Source organism: Kribbella antibiotica, from assembly GCF_004349055.1.
Classification (GTDB): Bacteria; Actinomycetota; Actinomycetes; order Propionibacteriales; family Kribbellaceae; genus Kribbella; species Kribbella antibiotica.
Window position 1 is genome coordinate 79,309 of record NZ_SMKX01000010.1, and the last position, 18,198, is coordinate 97,506.

Consider the following 18,198-nt stretch of genomic DNA (forward strand, 5'->3'; position numbering starts at 1 on the left):
TGCGGTAGATCACTGCCGCTCCGTGGCAGTAGAACCACGCAAAGCGTCGCCCTCTCCGCTGTAGGCGCGCGATGGGGAGTTCTGCCTGTCGTTTCGGGTCAGTTCTGCTCCCCGGACCCGGTCGAACACCTAATCGCGAGTGAACCTACCGGGCAGGAGAAGCGCCCAGTGTGCGGACTCTGCTGCCGGCAAACGCTTGTCGCCACCCCGGTCCGCACACTCGACACGATGAACCCAGTCGGCGCGACACGCAGGGGGCGCGGGTGGGTTCACTCGGCACGGCGGGTGGCTAGGCGACCTTGTGATTTGGGTATGGCGCGGTGGCATCCGCCGAGCCCGCCACCTGAAATCGGCCGGCCGCCGCAGCCGGCCAGCGACGTCACCGGCCGAGACGCCCCGCCGACCGAGCGTCGCCTGCCGCGCCCTGTCTGCCGGCCGTCTTTGAGCGGGTTTCCCTGCTGACAAGCGCAACTCTCCAGCGATTACTCAAGAGCTCTTGTACAAAGCATATTGTGAACTACTCGGCACTCAGCGACCTAAGCTGACGGTCGACTTCGGAGGAGGTGGATTGATGACTGCGCCGGCCGCACGCTCCCTCAATCCATCCCGCTCTGTCTGAGAAAGGCACTCCCCCGTTGTCCATGACTTGGAAGACTCGCGTCGGCTCCCCCGCCGACGAGCAGCTACTGCGTGAGATCACTCTTGAGGCGTTCGGCCGGCAGTACGAGGTCGACTATCTGGACGCTCTGCGCGTTGATCCGGAGGTGTGGATCTCGTGCGTGGCGTTGGCCGACGAACAGCCGGTCGGCTACGCGATACTGACGCGTGCGTTTGTTGGCGACACTCCCCTGTTGGCGCTCAGCCCGGTGGCCGTCTTGCCGGCCTATCAGCGACAAGGCGCCGGCGACGCGGCGGTGCGCGGCGTGCTGCAGCTAGCTCAGGAGCGGCCGGAGCCAGCAGTGGTCGTGCTGGGGCATCCGGAGTACTACCCGCGGTTCGGGTTCCGGCCTGCGGATGAGTTCGGGATTCGGCATCCGCAGTACGGCGGGCCGAGTCTGATGGCGCTCGCACAGGGCGACCACGCCGTACCGGCTGGGCCGTTGCGGTTCGTCGTCGAAGGCTGACGACCACCGGAAAAGGTTCGGAAGAATCTCGCCGATCCCTTGCGTAGGTGGGTTGTATACATGAAACAGTCGGGGAACCGCCTACGCATGGGAGCACGTGATGACTCCTCGACTTCCGCTCGTCCTTGCGCTTGCCGTCGCGCTTGCCGGCTGCTCTCCGGTGCAGCCGGCCGGCGACAACACCGGTACGACGACCGGCTCGGCAAACCAGGATGTCTTCGGCGAACCGGCGGATCCGGGGCAGGTGAAGGCGGGCGGGACGCTCACGGTCGCGCTGTCGGCCGATCCTGACAAGCTGGATCCGACGCTGTCGCGCAGCCTGTACTCGCGGTATGTCTTCCACACGATGTGCGAGAAGCTGTACGACCTCGGCCCGGACGCGAAGGTCGTTCCGCAGCTGGCGACCGCGCTGCCGACCATCGCGCCGGACGGGTTGAGCCTGACGATCCCGTTGCGGCAGGGCGTGAAGTTCGCCGACGGCGGCGCGTTCGACTCCGCTGCGGTGAAGACGACACTTGAGCGCGGTCTGACGCTGGCCGGTTCGGCGCGGAAGAGCGAGCTCGGCCCGATCACCGCGGTCGAGACACCCAACCCGAACACCGTGGTCATCAAACTGTCGAAGCCGTTCGCCCCACTGACCGCCGCGCTCGCCGATCGCGCAGGCATGGTGCTCAGCCCGGCCGCGGTCGCCAAGCTCGGCGCGAACTTCTCCACCGCGCCCGCCTGTGTCGGCCCATTCAAGTTCGCCAAGCGGGTCGCGCAGAACTCGATCAAGGTCGTCAAAGATCCCCAGTACTACGACGCCGCCAAAGTGCACCTGGACGCGATCGAGTACCGGATCATCACCGACTCGAGTATCCGCTCGGCCAACCTGAAGGCCGGCGACGCCCAGGTCGCGGACTCGCTGTCGAGTCAGGACGCGCCCGCCCTGCAGAAGGACAGCACGGTCAGCGTCCTGCAGTCGCAGTCGCTCGGCTATCAGGGCGTCACGATCAACATCGCCAATGCGGACGGCGTCGGCAATCCGCTGAAGCAGCTCGACACCCCGATCGCGAAGGATCCGCGCGTTCGCCAGGCGTTCGACCTGTCGATCGACCGGGCCGCGCTGGTGAAGTCGATCTTCAACGGGCTCAACACCGTTGCCTGCTCCCCCATCTCACCGAAAAGCGAGTTCACCTCCGAGGCTGCTCAGGCGTGCCCGGCTCATGACCCCGGCAAGGCCAAGGAGTTGCTCACCGCGGCCGGCGTCAGTACGCCGTACAAGGTCTCGATGATCACTTCGAACAACCCCGACAGTCTGCGGCTCGCGCAGGCGCTGCAGGCGATGGTGAAGGACGGTGGCTTCGAGCTGGTGATCAAGCCGATCGAGTACGCGTCGCTGCTCGATCAGCAGGATCGCGGCGACTTCGAGATCCTCCAGCTCGGCTGGTCCGGACGCGTCGATCCGGACGCGAACATCTTCAACTTCGTCGGCAGCACCGGCAGCCAGAACGTCGCCGGCTACAGCAGCCCCGAGGTCGACAAGCTGCTGACCGACGCACGGCAGTCGACCGACAAGGCACAGCGGATCAAGCTGTACGGCGACGTCGTCACCAAGCTCCAGCAGGACGAACCGCTGATCTACCTGTACCGGCAACGCAACCTGACCGGCGTCTCGAAGAAGCTGCTCGGTGTGCAGACATACCCGGACGGGGTGATCCGTACGGCGTTCGCGGGGTTCGCGAAATGAGCCGGTACCTGTTCCATCGACTGTGGCAGTCCGCGGTGACACTGATTCTCGCGACGATCGTGGTGTTCGCAGGCGTGCGCGCGCTCCCGGGTGATCCCGCGCTCGCGCTGGCCGGCGAGGATCGTGATCCCGAGTCGCTGCGGGCGATCCGCGAGCAGTATGGGCTGGACGATTCGTGGCCAGTGCAGTTCTGGCAGTTCGTGAGTCATGCGGCGCGCGGTGATCTCGGGCAGTCGATCCGGACCGGTGAGCCGGTCAACGGCATGATCGCCGGTGCGTTGCCCGTGACGATCGAGCTGTCGGTGCTCGCGTTGCTCGTGGCCGGGGTGATCGGCATCGGCGCGGGCGTGCTTGCCGCCGTACAGCGTGGCCGACCGGCCGAGTGGGCTGCGAACGCGCTCGCGCTGCTCGGACTGTCGGTGCCGAACTTCTGGCTCGGACTGATGGCGATCCTCTACCTGTCCGTTGCCCTCGGCCTCTTTCCGGCATCCGGGTTCGTCCCGTTCTTCACCAACCCCGTGGCGAATCTGCATCACCTGGTGCTCCCGGCGCTGATCCTCGGCACCGGCTTGGCGGCGGTCATCATGCGACAGACCCGGTCGTCGATGCTCGACGCGCTCTCCGCCGACTACATCCGTACGGCGGAAGCCAAGGGCCTGCCGCCGCGCGCGGTCATCGGCCGGCACGCGCTGCGCAACAGCCTGATCGTGGTCGTCACGATCGTCGGTCTGCAGCTCGGCGCGCTCATCTCGGGGGCCGTCGTCACCGAGCGGATCTTCGCGCTCCCCGGCTTCGGCAAGCTCACGGTCGACGCGGTCTTCCAGCGCGACTATCCGGTGATCCAGGCGGTCGTCCTGGTCACCGCGACCGCGTACATCGTGATCAACCTGCTCGTCGATCTCCTCTACTCGGTCATCGATCCGCGGATCCGCGTTCGGGGTGACGCATGAAGGTGACCCGCCGGATCCTCCGGAATCCGCTGGCGATCGCCGGCCTCGTCGTACTGGGGCTCGCGGTGGTCCTGGCCGTCTTCGCCAACTTCCTTGCGCCGCACGAACCGACCCAGACCGCGCTCGACCAAGCCTTCGCACCACCCGGTACGGCGGGCCACTTGCTCGGCACCGATGATCTCGGCCGGGATGTGGTCTCGCGCATCATGTTCGGCCTGCGCGCGTCGTTGCATGTCGGGATTCTCGCGGTCGCGACCTCGCTCGTGATCGGCGTACCGCTCGGTCTGATGGCCGGGTACTTCCGGGCGATCGACGCACTGATCTCCCGGCTCACCGACCTCGTGCTGGCCTTCCCGTTCCTGATCCTCGCGGTCGGGCTGGCCGCGATCCGCGGCGCGAGTCTCGGCAACGCGGCGATCGCGATCGGGATCGCCCAGATCCCCGGCGTGATCCGGATCGTCCGGTCCGAGACCCTGCGGCTGAAGTCGCTCGACTTCGTCGCCGCCGCGGTCGTCGAGGGCGCGAGTGATGCTTGGGTTCTCGGTCGGCACATCCTGCCGAACGCGGCGTCGGTGATCATCGTGCAGGCGACGGTCGCGATCCCGGCCGCGATCCTCGGCGAGGCCGTGCTGTCGTTCCTCGGTCTCGGCATCCAGCCACCCGCGCCGAGCCTCGGCACGATGCTCTCCGACGCCCAGCAGTTCGCCGCCCGAGCACCTTGGGCCGCCGTGATGCCCGGCCTGGCGATCATGCTTCTCACCCTCGCCTTCAACATCGTCGGCGACAGCCTCCGCGACGCCCTGGACCCGAAGGCGAGCCGCCGATGAGCGCCGTACTGGAAGTGCAGGATCTGTCCGTCTCTTTCCGGACCGAGGACGGCCGGATATCGGCTGTCGACAGCGTGAGCCTTGAGGTCGGCGCCAGTGAGGTGCTGGCGATTGTGGGTGAGTCGGGGTGTGGGAAGAGCGTGACCGCGATGAGTTTGGCGGGGCTGCTCCCCCGGTCTGCCCGCGTCGACGGCTCGGTCCGGCTTGATGGGGTTGAGCTGATCGGGGCCGGCAAGCGCACGCTGCGGTCGATCCGCGGGCGCGAGATCGCCTACATCTTTCAAGAGCCGATGACCTCGCTGAACCCGGTCTTCACGGTCGGTTCTCAGATCGGCGAGGTGCTTCGGACACATCTCGGCGCAAGCCGCCGTACGGCGCGGGCGCGGTCGGTGGAGTTGCTAAAGCTGGTCGGCATTCCGTCGGCCGAGCGCCGGGTGGATGACTATCCGCATCAACTGTCGGGCGGGATGCGGCAGCGGGTGATGATCGCGATGGCGGTCGCCTGCGATCCGAAGGTGCTGATCGCCGACGAGCCGACCACGGCTCTCGACGTGACGATCCAGGCCGGCATCCTCGATGTACTGCGGGGTCTGCGCGAACGACTCGGCACCAGCATCGTCCTGATCACGCACGACCTCGGCGTGGTCGCCGACCTCGCGGACCGGGTAGCGGTGATGTACGCGGGCCGCGTGGTCGAGACGGCCGAGGTCCACGACCTGTTCGCGCATCCGCAGCACCCGTACACGACCGGCCTGCTGGGCGCCTCCCCCGCCGCCGGCCGCCACGCGGACACACATCGCCTCGCCGAGATACCCGGCCTGGTACCGGTGCTGTCCGAGCAGCCCGACGCCTGCACGTTCGCCGACCGCTGCGGCCAAGCCCTCAACACCTGTACGGCGTCGCAGCCGCAACTGACACGTGGTGAGCACGGACTGGCGTGCTGGAACCCGGTAGGAGTCTCATGAACGCACTAGAGGTCGAGGACCTGGTCATGCACTTCGGACCGGTCCGTGCGGTCGACGGAGTGACGCTGCGAATCCGTGAGGGCTCAGTAGTCGCACTGGTCGGTGAGAGCGGTTCGGGGAAGTCCACTGTCGGCCGGTGCATCGTCCGACTGCTCGAACCGACCGGAGGGACCGTCAGACTCGCCGGGGCGGACATCACCCACCTCAGTCGTCGCCAACTGCGCCCCCACCGCCGATACGTGTCGATCGTCTTCCAGGACCCAGCCGGGTCGCTCGATCCTCGACTGTCGGTCGGGGACATCGTGGGTGAGCCACTACGGCTGATGCGCCGCAAAGGGAACGTGGCCGACGCACTGCGCCGAGTGGGCCTGCGCCCCGAGGTCGCGCAGCGCTCACCGCATGAGCTGTCCGGTGGGCAACGCCAGCGGGTCAGCATCGCTAGGGCGCTCATCTCCGAGCCCCGGCTGCTGGTGGCCGACGAGCCGACGAGTGCACTTGATGTGTCGGTACAGGCCGCCGTACTGAATCTGCTGGCTGACCTGCAGCGGGACCTGGGGTTTGCCTGTCTGTTCATCACGCATGACCTGTCTGCGGTTGAGTACCTGGCTGACGAGGTCGCGGTGATGTACCTGGGGCAGCTGGTTGAGCAGGGGCCGCGGGCGCGCATCTTCGGTACGCCGGCTCACCCGTACACCCAAGCGCTGTTGTCGGCAGCACCTGTACCGGACCCGGTGGCGCAGCGGCAGCGGAAGCCCGTGCTGCTCGGTGACGACCTCCCCTCGGCCATAGACCCGCCAGACGGCTGCCGGTTCCACACCCGGTGTCCGGTGGCGGTCGACCGGTGCCGGACTGTCGTACCGGAGTCTCGTGTGATCGGATCTGATGGACATCAGGTCGCATGTCATCTGGTTGAGGCGGATGGCAGCGGACCCGACGTACGGACAAGCGAAGGAGTCGCTCGATGAGCTTCACCACCCGGCCCACCCTGCGTGGCACGTTCGGCATGGTCTCGTCGACGCACTGGCTGGCGTCGCAGTCGGCGATGCGGATGCTGGAGCTCGGCGGGAACGCGTTCGACGCGGCGGCGACCGCAGGGTTCGTGCTGCATGTCGTGGAGCCGCATCTGAACGGGCCCGGTGGCGAGGTACCGGCGATTGTCGCGACCGCCGACAACCCGACACCGCGGGTGCTCTGCGGGCAGGGGGTTGCCCCGGCTGGGGCGACTATCGAGCACTACACGTCGCTCGAGCTGACGCTGGTGCCCGGGTCGGGGCCGCTGGCCGCGACTGTGCCCGGTGCGGTCGACGCGTGGCTGCTGTTGCTGCGAGACCACGGCACGCTGCCACTGCGCGTCGTACTGGAGCCTGCGATCGAGTACGCGCGCAACGGGCACCCGCTGGTGCCACGGGTCACCGAGACTGTGGCCAAGGTGCAGTCGCTCTTTGAGGAGCACTGGCCGACATCCGCTGAGCTGTGGTTGCAGGGCGGGCAGGCGCCCACCGGGCTGTTCCGGAACGAGGCGTACGCCGCCACGCTGGAGCGACTGGTGAGCGAAGGCGAGGCGGCTGGTGCAGACCGGGTCGCACAGCTCTCCGCGGCTCGAAAAGCATGGAGTGAAGGTTTCATCGCCGAGGCGATCGATGGGTTCTCGCGGCTGCCGCATCGCGATTCAAGCGGTGGAGACCATGGCGGACTCATCACTGGCGCCGACCTGGCGGCGTACGAGGCGCACTGGGAAGAGGCGACAACACTCGATTGGAACGGGCACACCGTCGCAAAGACCGGCGCTTGGGGCCAGGGACCGGCGCTGCTGCAGTCGCTGGCGATGCTGTCCGAGCTCGGCGACGTTGACCTGGCCAGTGCGGAGGGCGTGCACACGACGGTTGAGGTGATGAAGCTCGCTTACGCCGACCGCGAGGCCTGGTACGGCGATGGCGACGTACCGCTGAAGTCGTTGCTCTCCCCCGCGTACGCCGCTGAGCGGGCTCGGATGGTTGGCCGGGAAGCGACGTACGAGCTGCGGCCGGGGTCACCGGACGGGCGGGCGCCGCGGCTGCCATCGGTGGCTGCCGGCAACCACTCGACCGACGCGAGTGTGGGTGAGCCGACGGTTGCGCGGGACGGGGTGACGCGGGGCGACACGTGCCACGTGGATGTGGTGGATCGGTGGGGCAACTTCATCTCGGCAACGCCGAGTGGTGGGTGGTTGCAGTCGTCACCGACGATTCCGTCGCTGGGGTTCTGCTTGGGGAGCCGGGCGCAGATGTTCTGGCTGGAGGACGGGCTACCCGCGTCACTTGCTCCGGGCAAGCGTCCGCGCACCACGCTGACGCCGACGCTCGTACTGCGCGACGGCCGACCAGTGCTGGCTTGCGGATCGCCCGGTGGGGACCAGCAGGACCAGTGGCAACTGCTGTTCCTGCTGCGACACCTCGGAGCCGGAATGGACCTGCAGGAAGCCATCGACGCGCCGGCTTGGCACACCACCGGCTTCCCGTCGTCGTTCTACCCGCGCGAGACCGAGCCCGGCAACCTCACGCTCGAGAGCCGTCTCGGACCCGCCATCCGCGAAGACCTCATCAACCGAGGCCACGTGGTCGTCGAGTCCGACCCCTGGAGCCTCGGCCGACTGTGCGCCGTACGGCGTGAGGCCGACGGGCTCCTGTCCGCCGCCGCCAACCCCCGAGGCATGCAGGGCTACGCCGTCGGCCGCTGACCCAGGGCTGCTTTGGCTGCTGCCTCGACGTGGAGGCGGGCCGCTTCGGTGGCGGCGGGGGCGTCGCCGGCGGCGATGGCGTCGACCAGGCGGACGTGTTCTTCGGACGAGTGCGGAGCTCGCTGGGCGGCTCCGACGCGGAAGACCCAGTGCACGTGGTGGTACATCGCTGCGGAGATCGAGTGCAGCCAGCGGTTGCCGCTGACCTCGATGACGGCACGATGGAAGTCGCTGTTGAGCTCGGCGACGCGACCGAAGTCCTTCGCCTCGGTCGCAACGCGGGCCTCGTCGCACAGGTCGCGCAGCCGCTGGATGTCCTCCGCGTTGGCGCGCTCAGCGGCGAGACCGGCGGCCAGGGTCTCCAACTGCTCCCGCACCGAGAAGAGATCCCGTACGGCGGTCTCGTCCAGGGTCGCGACGACCGCACCGCGCCGGGGCAGGATCTGCACGAAGCCCTCGGCCTCGACGACGCGCAGCGCCTCGCGGACCGGGTTGCGCGAGACCCCGAAGTCGTCGGCCAGCCGCGTCTCGGTGAGCCGCTCGCCCTGGGCGTAGTCGCCGTCGACGATCCGGCGGCGCAGCTCCGCCAGGACCTGCTCGCGTAATGCGATGTGATCGGCACCGATCGTCCGGCTCGCCATCAAATCGTCCACCCCGTGTGCTCCTCTCCCCTGGGCTTGCCCGGTCACCTGTACCCCGGACAGCTCCGCAGCACCGTAGCGGATTCACCGTGTCAGAGCACGTGGCCCAGCCGGACACTATGGTGGCGGTTTGAGCATCCGACTGACTCCGCTGACCGATCCGGACTTCCGGCCGTTCAGCCGCCGCCTCGCCTGGCTCGCCGCCGCCCCCGCCGGCCACCCGGTCGGTTCCGCGTTCCTCCGGCTGCACAGCCGCGACTCGATCGCACACCTGGCCGATCTCGAAATCACCGTCCACCCCGCCGAACGCCGTCACGGGGTCGGCACCCAACTCCTGTACGCCGCTATTGCCGCGGCCCGCGATCACAACGTGCAGGTGGTCGTGGCGGAGGTCGATGCGGGCGAGCCGTCGTACGGGTTTCTCGCTCGGCACGGGTTCACCGTCGGGCTCACGCTCATCCACAGCCGCCTGGACATGAAGACCACGGTCGCGGCTGTTCCCCCGCCGCCCGGATACCGCCTGATCACCTGGACGGGCGTCGTACCGGATGAACTCCTGCACACGTTCACCGCCGCCCGCACCGCCATGGACGACGCCCCAACAGGAGCCATCACCTACGGCACCGACCCCTGGGACGCCGACCGCACCCGCCACGCCGCCCAACTGATCCATCAGCGCGGCGAACACCTGATGACGGTCGCCGCCGTCGAGCACGCCAGCGGCCGCATCGTCGCCTTCACCGAACTCGTCGTACCGGCCGACGGCAGATCCGACGCCCAGAACTACGGCACCGCCGTCCTCCCACCCCACCGAGGCCGCGGCCTGGCCCACTCCATGAAAGCCGAACAAATCCGCTGGGCCCAAGCCTTCTTCCCCGACCTCCCCGGCCTCCTCACGGACACCGTCGACACCAACACCCCCATGCGCCGCGTCAACGCGGCGCTCGGCTACGAACCGACCCACACCGTCCTCCGGTGCATGTTGAACCTCAGTCCCATTCAGTCAGCCGCTCCCACGCGTGCTCAGTGACGAAGCCCCGCTCACCGGCCAGCCACTGCTGGATCGCATCAGCGATCACCAACTGGTTGCTGACCTCCGTGCAGAAATGCAACTGCGGCGACCCGTCGCGATACTCCAGGTTGTAGACGCCATCAGTGTTTCTTGCCTGGATGTAGTGGTGGTCGCGCCCGTCTCCGACGATGACGAAGTCGTCGGAGGTCCGGAGCGCATCACCCAGGAATGCCATCCAGTGGTCGGGGAGCCCGGTCGTGCCGTGTTGTGTTGTGACGGTGGGCTCGTTCTCGTTCACTGACCGAGGATCTTCTGCACTGCTGCGGTGGTGATGGGGTGGTAGCCGGGGCGAGCTTTGGCGAAGACCTCCGAGGCGAAGGCTCGGTCGCTGCCGGCTAGGGCTCGGTAGACGGGGAGGACAAGCTTCATGCGGCCTACTTCGGTGAGGAAGGCGGCTAGCTCGGCGTAGGCGGGTTCGTAGCTGCTGGCGGCGACGATCTGGTACCAGCGGCGGGCGATCTCGCCGTTGGCGGTGCCGGTGAGGCCGAAGGCTCGGTCCAGCTGCTGGAGCTGGTTGGGGCTGAGCATGTCGGGGGCGGCATCGAGGAAGCGGAGCCACTCTTGAGTGGTCCAGTTGGCGGCGCCGGCGGGGAGCTCGGCGGAGGTGAGCCACTCGGTGCGGGCGGCGTCGACGACCTGGAAGCGGGCGGAGGCCGCGCGCTCGGCGAAGGTGGGGATGCCGGGCTCCTCGAGCCAAGCGGCCAGCTCGGCGGCGGTGACGACACCGGGGTGTACGTCGAGGAGGTGCTCCTGCAGGTGGCTCACGAAGTCGTCGGAGTTGATGCTGCGGAACGCGAACCGGTCGAAGTAGCCGCGGATGAACGGGTCGAACACGTCCCGCGAGAACCGCTCCTCCAGCCACGTCAGGAACCACGAGCCCTTGAGCGGGCCCAGCGCCGTGATGCCGTGGTACTCGGAGCGGTGGTTCAGCCCCGGCAGCTCAACCGCCAGCTCGGCCGGAGTGAGCGGGTCGAGCTTCACCACCGTCGCGTGCTGCTTGATCGCCGTCTCCATCACCGCGAACTCGGTCCCATAGACCGCCTCGACGATCCGGTTCTCGACGTACGCCGTGAAGCCTTCGTTCAGCCAGATGTCGTCCCAGCTGTCCTGGGTGACCAGGTTGCCCGACCAGCTGTGCGCCAGTTCGTGCGCGACGAGGCTGACCAGCGACTTGTCCCCGATCACCACGGTGGGCGTCGCGAACGTCATCCGCGGGTTCTCCATGCCGCCGTACGGGAAGGACGGCGGGAGCACGAGGATGTCGTAGCGGCCCCAGCGGTACGGGCCGAACATTGCCTCGGTGACCCGCATCATCTCTTCAGTGTCGGCGAACTCCTGCGCCGCGCGCCCGACCATCGCCGGCTCGGCCCAGATCCCCGCGCGCTCACCGATCGGCTCGAACACGAGATCGCCGGCCGCGATCGCCAGCAGGTACGACGGGATCGGCTCGGGCATCACGACGTCGTACGAGCCCGTACGGCGCGAAGTGGTGCCGTTGTCGGCGCTCATCAGCACCATCAGCTCGGGCGGCGCGGTCACGTGCGCGGCGTAGCTGAACCGCACGCCGGGGGTGTCCTGGAGCGGCACCCAGCTGCGCGCGTGGATCGCCTGCGACTGGCTGAACATGAACGGCATCACGCCACCGGCCGTCATCGACGGCTCCAGCCACTGCAGCCCGGTCGCGCCCGGCGCCGTCCGGTAACTCACCCGGACCCGCGACTGGCGCGACGTACGGATGGTCAGCGCCGACCCGAGCTCCTTGTCCGGCACTGCGAGGCTGTACTCCAAGGGCTCCCAGCCGTCGGCAGACTCACCATCGACCACCTCGCCCTCGACCGCAAGCACGGTCAGGTCACGCGTGTCGAGCACGAGCCGGTCGTTGGACCCGCTCCAGTCGAGCGTGTGCGTGGCGGTGCCGGTGAGCACCTTCGCGGTGAAATCCAGCTCGAGATCGAGTTCGAGGTGGGTGGTCCGAACCAGTAGCGGTTCGGCGTAAGAGTGGCGATCGTGCGTCACGGAGAGCTCCCGAGTGAGTGCGTCCGGGGAACATTACCCACGGCGAAGGTGTCTCAGGCGGCCGATCTGAGCCACCCGCACCACCGTGCCAAATAGCCGGTGTCATCGCCGCTCAACGGCGGGTTCTTTGCAGGAAGCTGCAACCGCCGGAGCAGACTGTGACCATGACATCGCACGGGGATGCCGAGCTGGTCCTGAAACGGCGGCCGTTCGGCTCCTGGCTGCTCGGGCCGGCTGATCAGAGCACCAGGATGCTGCGGATCCGGCTTCGGGTGCTGATGACAACGTTCTCGATCGGGACGAACCTGATCGGCGCGGGCGTGGTCTTCGTACTGGCCGTGTTTGTGCTCCCCGGTCCCCCGCTGACCGATCAGTTGCAGCGGTTCGAGGCGATCTTCGTCCCGACGTATCTGCTGTTCGCCGTCCTGGTAGGCGTTGTCTGGAGCACCCATGTAGCGCTCCGCTACACGCGCTGGGTCGACGAGGAACGCCCAGCTAGCCGCCGGGAGCAGATCTCGACGCTGCGGCTGCCGTTGCGGCTGACCCTGATCGAGGTCGTGCTGTGGATGGTCGCGGCGATCGGCTTCACCGCGGTCACGATCGTCATCCAGCCGGAGAACGCGCTGCGGATCGCGGTCACGATCTTCGACGGCATGATCGTGACCTGCGCCATCTCCTACCTGCTGACCGAGTTCGCGCTACGGCCGGTCGCGGCCCGGGCACTGGCCGACTCTGCTCCCCCGCGCCGCCTGCTTGCCTTCGGCCTCAAGGCGCGGATCGTGCTGTTCTGGGCAGCCGGGACCGCGACACCGGTCGCCGGTCTGATGCTGGCCGCGATTCTCGCGCTGATCGACGGCACAGTCTCCGCGACTCGGCTGTCGGTGATGATCCTTGCCCTCGGCATCGTCGCCCTGGGCAACGGATTGCTGCTGATCCTGCTGTCGGCCAAGTCCGTGGTCGCCCCGGTCCGGTCGGTGCGCGACGCGCTCACGCTGATCGGTCAGGGTGAGCTCAACATCCGCATCCCGGTCTTCGACGGCACCGAGCTCGGTTCGCTGCAGGCCGGGTTCAACCGGATGGCGGCCGGTCTGCGCGAGCGGGAGCGGATCCGCGACGTGTTCGGCAAGTACGTCGGTCCGGACGTCGCCCGCGAGGCGTTGACCAGTGACCGGCTCGGCGGTGAGGAGCGATTCGTCGCCGTACTGTTCGTTGACCTGGTCGGCTCGACCAAGCTCGCTGCGGAGCGGCCGCCGACCGAGGTCGTGCAACTGCTCAACCGCTTCTTCGCGATTGTCGTCGACGAGGTCGCGCGTGAGGGCGGGTTTGTGAACAAGTTCGCCGGTGACGCGTCGCTCGCGATCTTCGGGGCGCCGGCCGAGCTGATCGATCCGGCCGGTGCCGCGTTGCGCGCTGGGCGGGCCTTGAGTCGGCGGTTGAGTTCGGAGTTGCCGGAAGCAACGGCTGGCATCGGGGTGACGGCGGGAATCGTGGTGGCGGGGACAGTTGGCGACGTACGGCGGCTTGAGTACACCGTGATCGGTGATCCGGTGAATGAGGCTGCCCGGCTGAGTGAGCTGGCCAAGAACACGCCGTCACGGCTGATTGCGTCGATGTCGACGGTCGATGACGCGGGACCGACCGAAGGCGCGCACTGGCGGCCCGGCGACCGGGTGACGGTCAGAGGGCGGTCGGAGCCGACGCAGCTCGCCGTTCCTGCTTCTCTTCGATGAGCTGGTGCAGCAGACCGGCGCCGTGCAGCATGGCCTTGGTGATGCGGTCGTGCGCGGCTCGGCGTTCGGCGATCGCGTCCCGCAGAGCCTCGGTGCTGCCGGTTTGGCGCAGGCCGTCGAGAACCGGGCGGATCTGGTCGAACGAGTAGCGGCCCTGGCGGAGCATGTGGATGATGCGGGCGTCGCGGATCTGCTCGGGCGCGTACCGGCGGTACTTCGTGACCCGCTCCCGCGTCGGCATCAGCAGACCGGCCGCCTCCCAGACGCGCAGCGCCGACGTCCGCACGCCGAGGCGATGCGCCAGCTCGCCGACCAGCAGCGCCGGACCACTCGGGATGGGCTCGTCGCGAAACTCAGCCGCCGCGTCGCTCAGGGCCTCGCTGGCCGCGTCGGTCGCTAGGCGCTGCTCGTAAAGGCCGGCATGTGCCTGGTCGATCAGCCGGTACGCCGATTCCTCGTCGCCTGCGTGGACCGCCTGCATGATGTGGCGCGCAATCTCGGCGCCGAACCCCGGCGCGAGCGCGCGATAAGTGAGCAGCGCGGACACGTGCTCTTCGCCGTACTGGCGGTAGCCGCTGTCCGTGCGCGGTGCCGCAGGCAGGATCCCATCCGCCTCGTAGTTGCGGATGAGTTGGGTCGAGACGCCCGCGCGCCGCGCCAGGTCGACCGGCCGCAAGCCCATCGTCAACGGCCGCCGGACACGTCGACCGTCGTACCGGTCATGTAGGACGAGCGGCTCGAAGCAAGGAACGCGATCAGCTCGGCCACCTCCTCCGGCTTCCCCGGTCGGCCGAGCGGTGGCGTCGTACCGAGTCTGTCGAGGCGGCCTGGCTCGTGGATCTCGGTCTCGATCAGGCCGGGTCGAACGCCGAGGACGCGTACGCCTTCCTTGGCGACCTCGTTGGCCAGGCCGATCGTGAGCGCGTCGACGGCCGCCTTGCTGGCCGCGTAGTCGACGTATTCACCGGCCGAGCCGAGCACGGCGGCGCGGGACGAGACGTTGACGATCACGCCGCCGTGGTGACCGTGCTTCGTGGACATCCGTCGTACGGCGGCTCCTGCGACGAGGAACGCGCTGATCGCGTTGATGCGGAAGACGTTGTCGAGGCGCTCGGCGTCGTATTCGTCGACGCGGCCGGCGGGTGAGACGACGCCCGCGTTGTTGATCACGGCGCTGAGCGGACCGAGGCCGGTCGTGACCGTGTTGAAGAGCCGCTCGATGTCTTCCTGCACGGTGAGGTCCGCAGCGACGGCAATCGCTCGGCGGCCCTGTTGTTTCACAGCCTCGACGACGCGGTCAGCCTCGTCACCTCGCGTCCGGTAACCGATGCCGACATCCCAGCCGTCGGCCGCCAGCGCGACCGCTGTCGCGGCACCGATCCCCCGGCTACCACCCGTCACCAATGCGACCGTCATGGGACCACCTTAGGAGGCAGGCGGGATCGTGATCGCCAACTGGGTCTCCGAGTCGGTGAAGCCGAGCGCACGATAGATGCGGATCGCGAGGTACTCGGGGTCGGCGACCATCACCAGCGTCGTCGCGCCGTTCTCGAACCCGTACGTCGATGCCTGGTGCACGAGGGTGCTCGCGATTCCCTGATTGCGGTCGTCGGGATGCGTCTGCACGGTCTGGAACCGGGCTAGCCCTTTGCCGTCGAACATCAGGCCCAGCGAAGCCTGGAGGCGGTCGCCGTCGAAGGCGCCGAACCACCTGCCGTGGCCGGCCTCGACGAGCTCGCGGTCATGGGCGACCTTCAGCCGGGTGAACTCGCGGTGGCTGTCGTCGACCGCCATCGTGCTGGTGGCGAGGTTGATGTCGACGACCTGCTGCCAGTCGTCGTCGGTGCTGAGGAATCTGTAGGTCGAGGTGGTGTTCGGACGCTGGGGTGCATTGACGGTTGAGGCGGTCATCACCACGCTCGGGTCTACTCGGCCGCCCGCGGCTTTGACCTCCTGCTCGACGGCCTCGGCCCCTTCAGCGGTAAGCACGCCGTCGGTTGTGTCGATGCCCAGCGTCAGGTGGCGCGCGTCGGGGAACTCCGTGCGGAATTCGGCGGCTCGCCGTACCAGGTCGCCGGGTGCGAGCGGCGTGCGGTGGAGCAGGTAGTTGCCCCACCAGAACGTTGGGTTCTTCGGCGTTCGAATGACGACGTACGGGCCTGCGTCGCGTATCTCGCTGCCGCCGAGACCGAGCAGGAACAGGTCGGTTCGGTAGCCGAGGCTCTTGATCTCCACCCAACCATCCTCCGGCCGTCGTCAACAGATTTCGGGGCGCTTGTGATCAGGGGCGCTTGTGGAGCAGGAGCGGGAGGACGGCGGCGGCACCGGCCTCGCGCAGTTTCGCGGCGGCGACCGTGACCGGCCATTGCGAGGAGCTGGCGTCGACGAGCAGCAGGACTGTCCGGTTGATGATCGTTTGGGCTGTGGTCGGGTCGACCGCCAGGCCGTCGCGCCAAACGCGGGCCTCATCGGCCGAGGACAGGTCGTCGGTGTAACCGGAACGATCGACCGTCAGGTCGGCTCTCTCTAGGCGGCCGACTGCGGCGATCCGGTCGGCGACTGCTGCCGTGACAGCGGTGTGGCCGGCTGCGGCGAGCGGTACGACGACCTCGGGGCGGCTGGACCACGTGCTACGCCAGCGCGACAAGGCTGCGACGGCGCCCTTTTGCAGTGCCTCGATTGCGTCAGCGGGTGGTTCGCCGCCAGAGAACGCCGCGGCGAGAACCTCGCGCCACTCGGGAGCGTCGGCGTAGATGAGGGAGCGGCCGGTGTCGGCGGACAGGTTCGCGGGGATCTTGCCGCGCGGACCGAAGGAGCCGCCGGGCCACATCTTGCGGGGCTCGAGAACATGCACCTCGCCGCGGAGCAGACCGGTGACCGTGGCGACCGTGTCGGCATCAGGTGCCGCGGTGAGCGGCGGCGGGAGGGCGCCGATACAGACCGAGCACCGGCCGCACGGCTCGGCCGAGGCGTCGTCGAGAGATTCCTGAAGTAGTTGCATCAGGCAACGTTCGCCGCGGGTGTAGGCGCGCATGATGTCGGCCTCGCGCCGCCGTACCGCAACGATGCCGTCGTAGTGCGCCGCGTCGAATGTCCAGTCCTTGCCGGTCCGGATCCAGCCTTTTTCGAGTCGCTCGGTGACGCCGTCGACGGCGAGCTGCTTGAGCATCAACTCGACGCGCGTGCGGCGCAGACCCGTCTCTGCTTCCAACGCGGGGACAGACGCCGGCTGGTCTGGGCCGTAGGACTCCATGGCGTGGAGTAGACGGTTGACGTTCTCCGGCACGGGGATGGTCGCGGTGGCGAAGTAATCCCAGATGCCCGAGTCAGCGTCGGAGGGCAGCAGCGCGACGATGGCATGGTCGATGCCTCGTCCCGCACGACCGACCTGCTGGTAGTACGAGACCGGCGAGGGCGGTGAACCCACATGGACGACGAAGCCGAGGTCCGGTTTGTCGTATCCCATACCGAGGGCTGAAGTGGCGATGAGCGCCTTGAGCCGGTTTTCGCGCAGGGCGTCCTCGAGGCTCTCGCGCTCCCCCGCCTCCAACTGACCCGTGTACGCCGCTACTGGCACGTCGCGACCGTGGATCTCCTGGACTGTAGCCGCTAGGCGATGTGCGTCGGCGACCGTAAGCGCGTAGACGATTCCCGAGCCAGGCAGCTTCGGCAGCTGGTCGACCACCCAGGCGAACCGCTGCAGCGGCGACAGGCGGTCGACGACCGCGAGCTGCAGGCTCGATCGGGCCAGCGGACCGCGCAGTACAAGCGTTGACTCCCCCAACTGGTGCGCAACGTCCTCGGTGACGCGCTCGTTCGCCGTGGCCGTGGTCGCGAGGACGGGCGTCTTGGGGTTGAGGTGTTGCAGCACGTCGGACACGCGGCGGTAGTCCGGCCGGAAGTCGTGACCCCAGTCGGAGACCGCATGCGCTTCATCAATCACCAGCAGGCCGACCTCGCCCGCCAGGCTGTCGAGCACGCGTCGGCCGAAGCCGGGATTGGCCAGGCGCTCCGGTGATACCAGCAGGACGTCGATCGCCCCGGACCGCAGATCCTGCTCGATGCCGGACCACGCGTCCACGTTGTTCGAGTTCAGCGTCGCAGCCCGCAACCCCGCCCGGCCTGCTGCGCCGACCTGATCCCGCATCAAGGAGAGAAGCGGCGACACCACCAGCGTCGGCCCAGCGCCTTCAGCCCGCCGAATCGCCGTAGCCGCCCAGTAAACCGCCGACTTGCCCCACCCAGTCGCCTGCACAACCAGCACCCGCGCCGCCGGCTCGCACAACGCCGCCACCGCAGTCTCCTGGTCATCCCGCAGCCGCGCGTTCTCCCCCGCGATCGCCTGGATCACGCCAGCCGCAACCCCAGCCCGGGCCTCGGACAACCTCAACTCAGCACCACTCTCAACCATGCCCCGACCCTAGACCT

General features: G+C 68.1%; 16 protein-coding genes. 9 read left to right on the plus strand and 7 right to left on the minus strand.

The window, feature by feature from the left end; genetic code table 11:
• Nucleotides 1-641: 641 nt before the first annotated feature.
• The 7 genes from E1263_RS05880 (at nucleotide 642) to E1263_RS05910 (ending at nucleotide 8,311) form a co-directional block, all read left to right on the plus strand.
• Nucleotides 642-1,124 (plus strand): GNAT family N-acetyltransferase, encoded by a 483-nt coding sequence (locus E1263_RS05880; protein WP_132166132.1) that lies wholly within the window; start codon nucleotides 642-644, stop codon nucleotides 1,122-1,124.
• A 100-nt stretch (nucleotides 1,125-1,224) separates the two neighbouring features.
• A complete protein-coding gene (locus E1263_RS05885; protein ID WP_132166133.1) occupies nucleotides 1,225-2,853 on the plus strand; it encodes an ABC transporter substrate-binding protein in 1,629 nt (542 codons plus the stop codon).
• Nucleotides 2,850-3,803, plus strand: a complete 954-nt coding sequence (locus E1263_RS05890; RefSeq protein ID WP_132166134.1) for an ABC transporter permease — start codon at nucleotides 2,850-2,852, stop codon at nucleotides 3,801-3,803. Before E1263_RS05885 ends, E1263_RS05890 begins: the two co-directional genes overlap by 4 nt.
• Nucleotides 3,800-4,630, plus strand: coding sequence for an ABC transporter permease (locus E1263_RS05895; RefSeq protein ID WP_132166135.1), 831 nt, complete (start codon nucleotides 3,800-3,802; stop codon nucleotides 4,628-4,630). Before E1263_RS05890 ends, E1263_RS05895 begins: the two co-directional genes overlap by 4 nt.
• Nucleotides 4,627-5,595, plus strand: a complete 969-nt coding sequence (locus E1263_RS05900; protein WP_132166136.1) for an ABC transporter ATP-binding protein — start codon at nucleotides 4,627-4,629, stop codon at nucleotides 5,593-5,595. The genes E1263_RS05895 and E1263_RS05900 overlap by 4 nt, the downstream gene beginning before the upstream one ends.
• A complete protein-coding gene (locus tag E1263_RS05905) occupies nucleotides 5,592-6,560 on the plus strand; it encodes an ABC transporter ATP-binding protein (RefSeq protein WP_132166137.1) in 969 nt (322 codons plus the stop codon). The genes E1263_RS05900 and E1263_RS05905 overlap by 4 nt, the downstream gene beginning before the upstream one ends.
• The gene (locus tag E1263_RS05910) at nucleotides 6,557-8,311 is read left to right on the plus strand and encodes a gamma-glutamyltransferase family protein (RefSeq protein WP_132166138.1); all 1,755 of its coding nucleotides are present in this window, start codon (nucleotides 6,557-6,559) and stop codon (nucleotides 8,309-8,311) included. The genes E1263_RS05905 and E1263_RS05910 overlap by 4 nt, the downstream gene beginning before the upstream one ends.
• On the opposite strand, the gene E1263_RS05915 is transcribed toward E1263_RS05910, so the two are convergent.
• Nucleotides 8,293-8,964 (minus strand): GntR family transcriptional regulator, encoded by a 672-nt coding sequence (locus tag E1263_RS05915; RefSeq protein ID WP_132166139.1) that lies wholly within the window; start codon nucleotides 8,962-8,964, stop codon nucleotides 8,293-8,295. The genes E1263_RS05910 and E1263_RS05915 overlap by 19 nt on opposite strands.
• Nucleotides 8,965-9,082: 118 nt before the next feature.
• On the opposite strand from E1263_RS05915, the gene E1263_RS05920 reads away from it, so the two are divergent.
• Nucleotides 9,083-9,982 carry a GNAT family N-acetyltransferase gene (locus E1263_RS05920; protein ID WP_132166140.1) on the plus strand — a complete coding sequence of 300 codons (900 nt, stop codon included), beginning with the start codon at nucleotides 9,083-9,085 and terminating at the stop codon, nucleotides 9,980-9,982.
• Here E1263_RS05920 and E1263_RS05925 read toward each other — a convergent pair.
• Both E1263_RS05925 and E1263_RS05930 read right to left on the minus strand, forming a co-directional pair.
• Nucleotides 9,942-10,262, minus strand: a complete 321-nt coding sequence (locus E1263_RS05925; protein WP_132166141.1) for a hypothetical protein — start codon at nucleotides 10,260-10,262, stop codon at nucleotides 9,942-9,944. The genes E1263_RS05920 and E1263_RS05925 overlap by 41 nt on opposite strands.
• Complete coding sequence (locus E1263_RS05930) at nucleotides 10,259-12,040, minus strand: M1 family metallopeptidase (RefSeq protein ID WP_132166142.1); 1,782 nt, start codon at nucleotides 12,038-12,040, stop codon at nucleotides 10,259-10,261. Before E1263_RS05930 ends, E1263_RS05925 begins: the two co-directional genes overlap by 4 nt.
• Nucleotides 12,041-12,204: 164 nt before the next feature.
• Here E1263_RS05930 and E1263_RS05935 point away from each other — a divergent pair, with 164 nt between their 5' ends.
• Nucleotides 12,205-13,770, plus strand: a complete 1,566-nt coding sequence (locus E1263_RS05935) for an adenylate/guanylate cyclase domain-containing protein (protein ID WP_132166143.1) — start codon at nucleotides 12,205-12,207, stop codon at nucleotides 13,768-13,770.
• On the opposite strand, the gene E1263_RS05940 is transcribed toward E1263_RS05935, so the two are convergent.
• From E1263_RS05940 to E1263_RS05955, 4 genes are read right to left on the minus strand one after another with little or no spacing between them, the layout of a single operon-like run.
• On the minus strand, nucleotides 13,718-14,452 hold the full coding sequence (locus E1263_RS05940; RefSeq protein ID WP_132166151.1) for a MerR family transcriptional regulator: 735 nt from the start codon (nucleotides 14,450-14,452) through the stop codon (nucleotides 13,718-13,720). The genes E1263_RS05935 and E1263_RS05940 overlap by 53 nt on opposite strands.
• 2 nt (nucleotides 14,453-14,454) lie before the next feature.
• Nucleotides 14,455-15,186: an SDR family oxidoreductase gene (locus tag E1263_RS05945; RefSeq protein WP_132166144.1), complete on the minus strand. Its 732-nt coding sequence runs from the start codon at nucleotides 15,184-15,186 to the stop codon at nucleotides 14,455-14,457.
• A 9-nt stretch (nucleotides 15,187-15,195) separates the two neighbouring features.
• On the minus strand, nucleotides 15,196-16,005 hold the full coding sequence (locus tag E1263_RS05950; RefSeq protein ID WP_132166145.1) for a GNAT family N-acetyltransferase: 810 nt from the start codon (nucleotides 16,003-16,005) through the stop codon (nucleotides 15,196-15,198).
• 46 nt (nucleotides 16,006-16,051) lie between these two features.
• Nucleotides 16,052-18,181 (minus strand): RecQ family ATP-dependent DNA helicase, encoded by a 2,130-nt coding sequence (locus tag E1263_RS05955; RefSeq protein ID WP_132166146.1) that lies wholly within the window; start codon nucleotides 18,179-18,181, stop codon nucleotides 16,052-16,054.
• Between the last annotated feature and the right edge of the window lie 17 nt (nucleotides 18,182-18,198).

Excerpts from the sequence above, each read along its gene's own strand:
- E1263_RS05880 (WP_132166132.1), top strand. The coding sequence starts at position 642 with ATGACTTGGAAGACTCGCGTCGGCTCCCCCGCCGACGAGCAGCTACTG.
- E1263_RS05885 (WP_132166133.1), top strand. The coding sequence starts at position 1,225 with ATGACTCCTCGACTTCCGCTCGTCCTTGCGCTTGCCGTCGCGCTTGCC.
- E1263_RS05890 (WP_132166134.1), top strand. The coding sequence starts at position 2,850 with ATGAGCCGGTACCTGTTCCATCGACTGTGGCAGTCCGCGGTGACACTG.
- E1263_RS05895 (WP_132166135.1), top strand. The coding sequence starts at position 3,800 with ATGAAGGTGACCCGCCGGATCCTCCGGAATCCGCTGGCGATCGCCGGC.
- E1263_RS05900 (WP_132166136.1), top strand. The coding sequence starts at position 4,627 with ATGAGCGCCGTACTGGAAGTGCAGGATCTGTCCGTCTCTTTCCGGACC.
- E1263_RS05905 (WP_132166137.1), top strand. The coding sequence starts at position 5,592 with ATGAACGCACTAGAGGTCGAGGACCTGGTCATGCACTTCGGACCGGTC.
- E1263_RS05910 (WP_132166138.1), top strand. The coding sequence starts at position 6,557 with ATGAGCTTCACCACCCGGCCCACCCTGCGTGGCACGTTCGGCATGGTC.
- E1263_RS05935 (WP_132166143.1), top strand. The coding sequence starts at position 12,205 with ATGACATCGCACGGGGATGCCGAGCTGGTCCTGAAACGGCGGCCGTTC.
- E1263_RS05940 (WP_132166151.1), bottom strand. The coding sequence starts at position 14,452 with ATGGGCTTGCGGCCGGTCGACCTGGCGCGGCGCGCGGGCGTCTCGACC.
- E1263_RS05945 (WP_132166144.1), bottom strand. The coding sequence starts at position 15,186 with ATGACGGTCGCATTGGTGACGGGTGGTAGCCGGGGGATCGGTGCCGCG.
- E1263_RS05955 (WP_132166146.1), bottom strand. The coding sequence starts at position 18,181 with ATGGTTGAGAGTGGTGCTGAGTTGAGGTTGTCCGAGGCCCGGGCTGGG.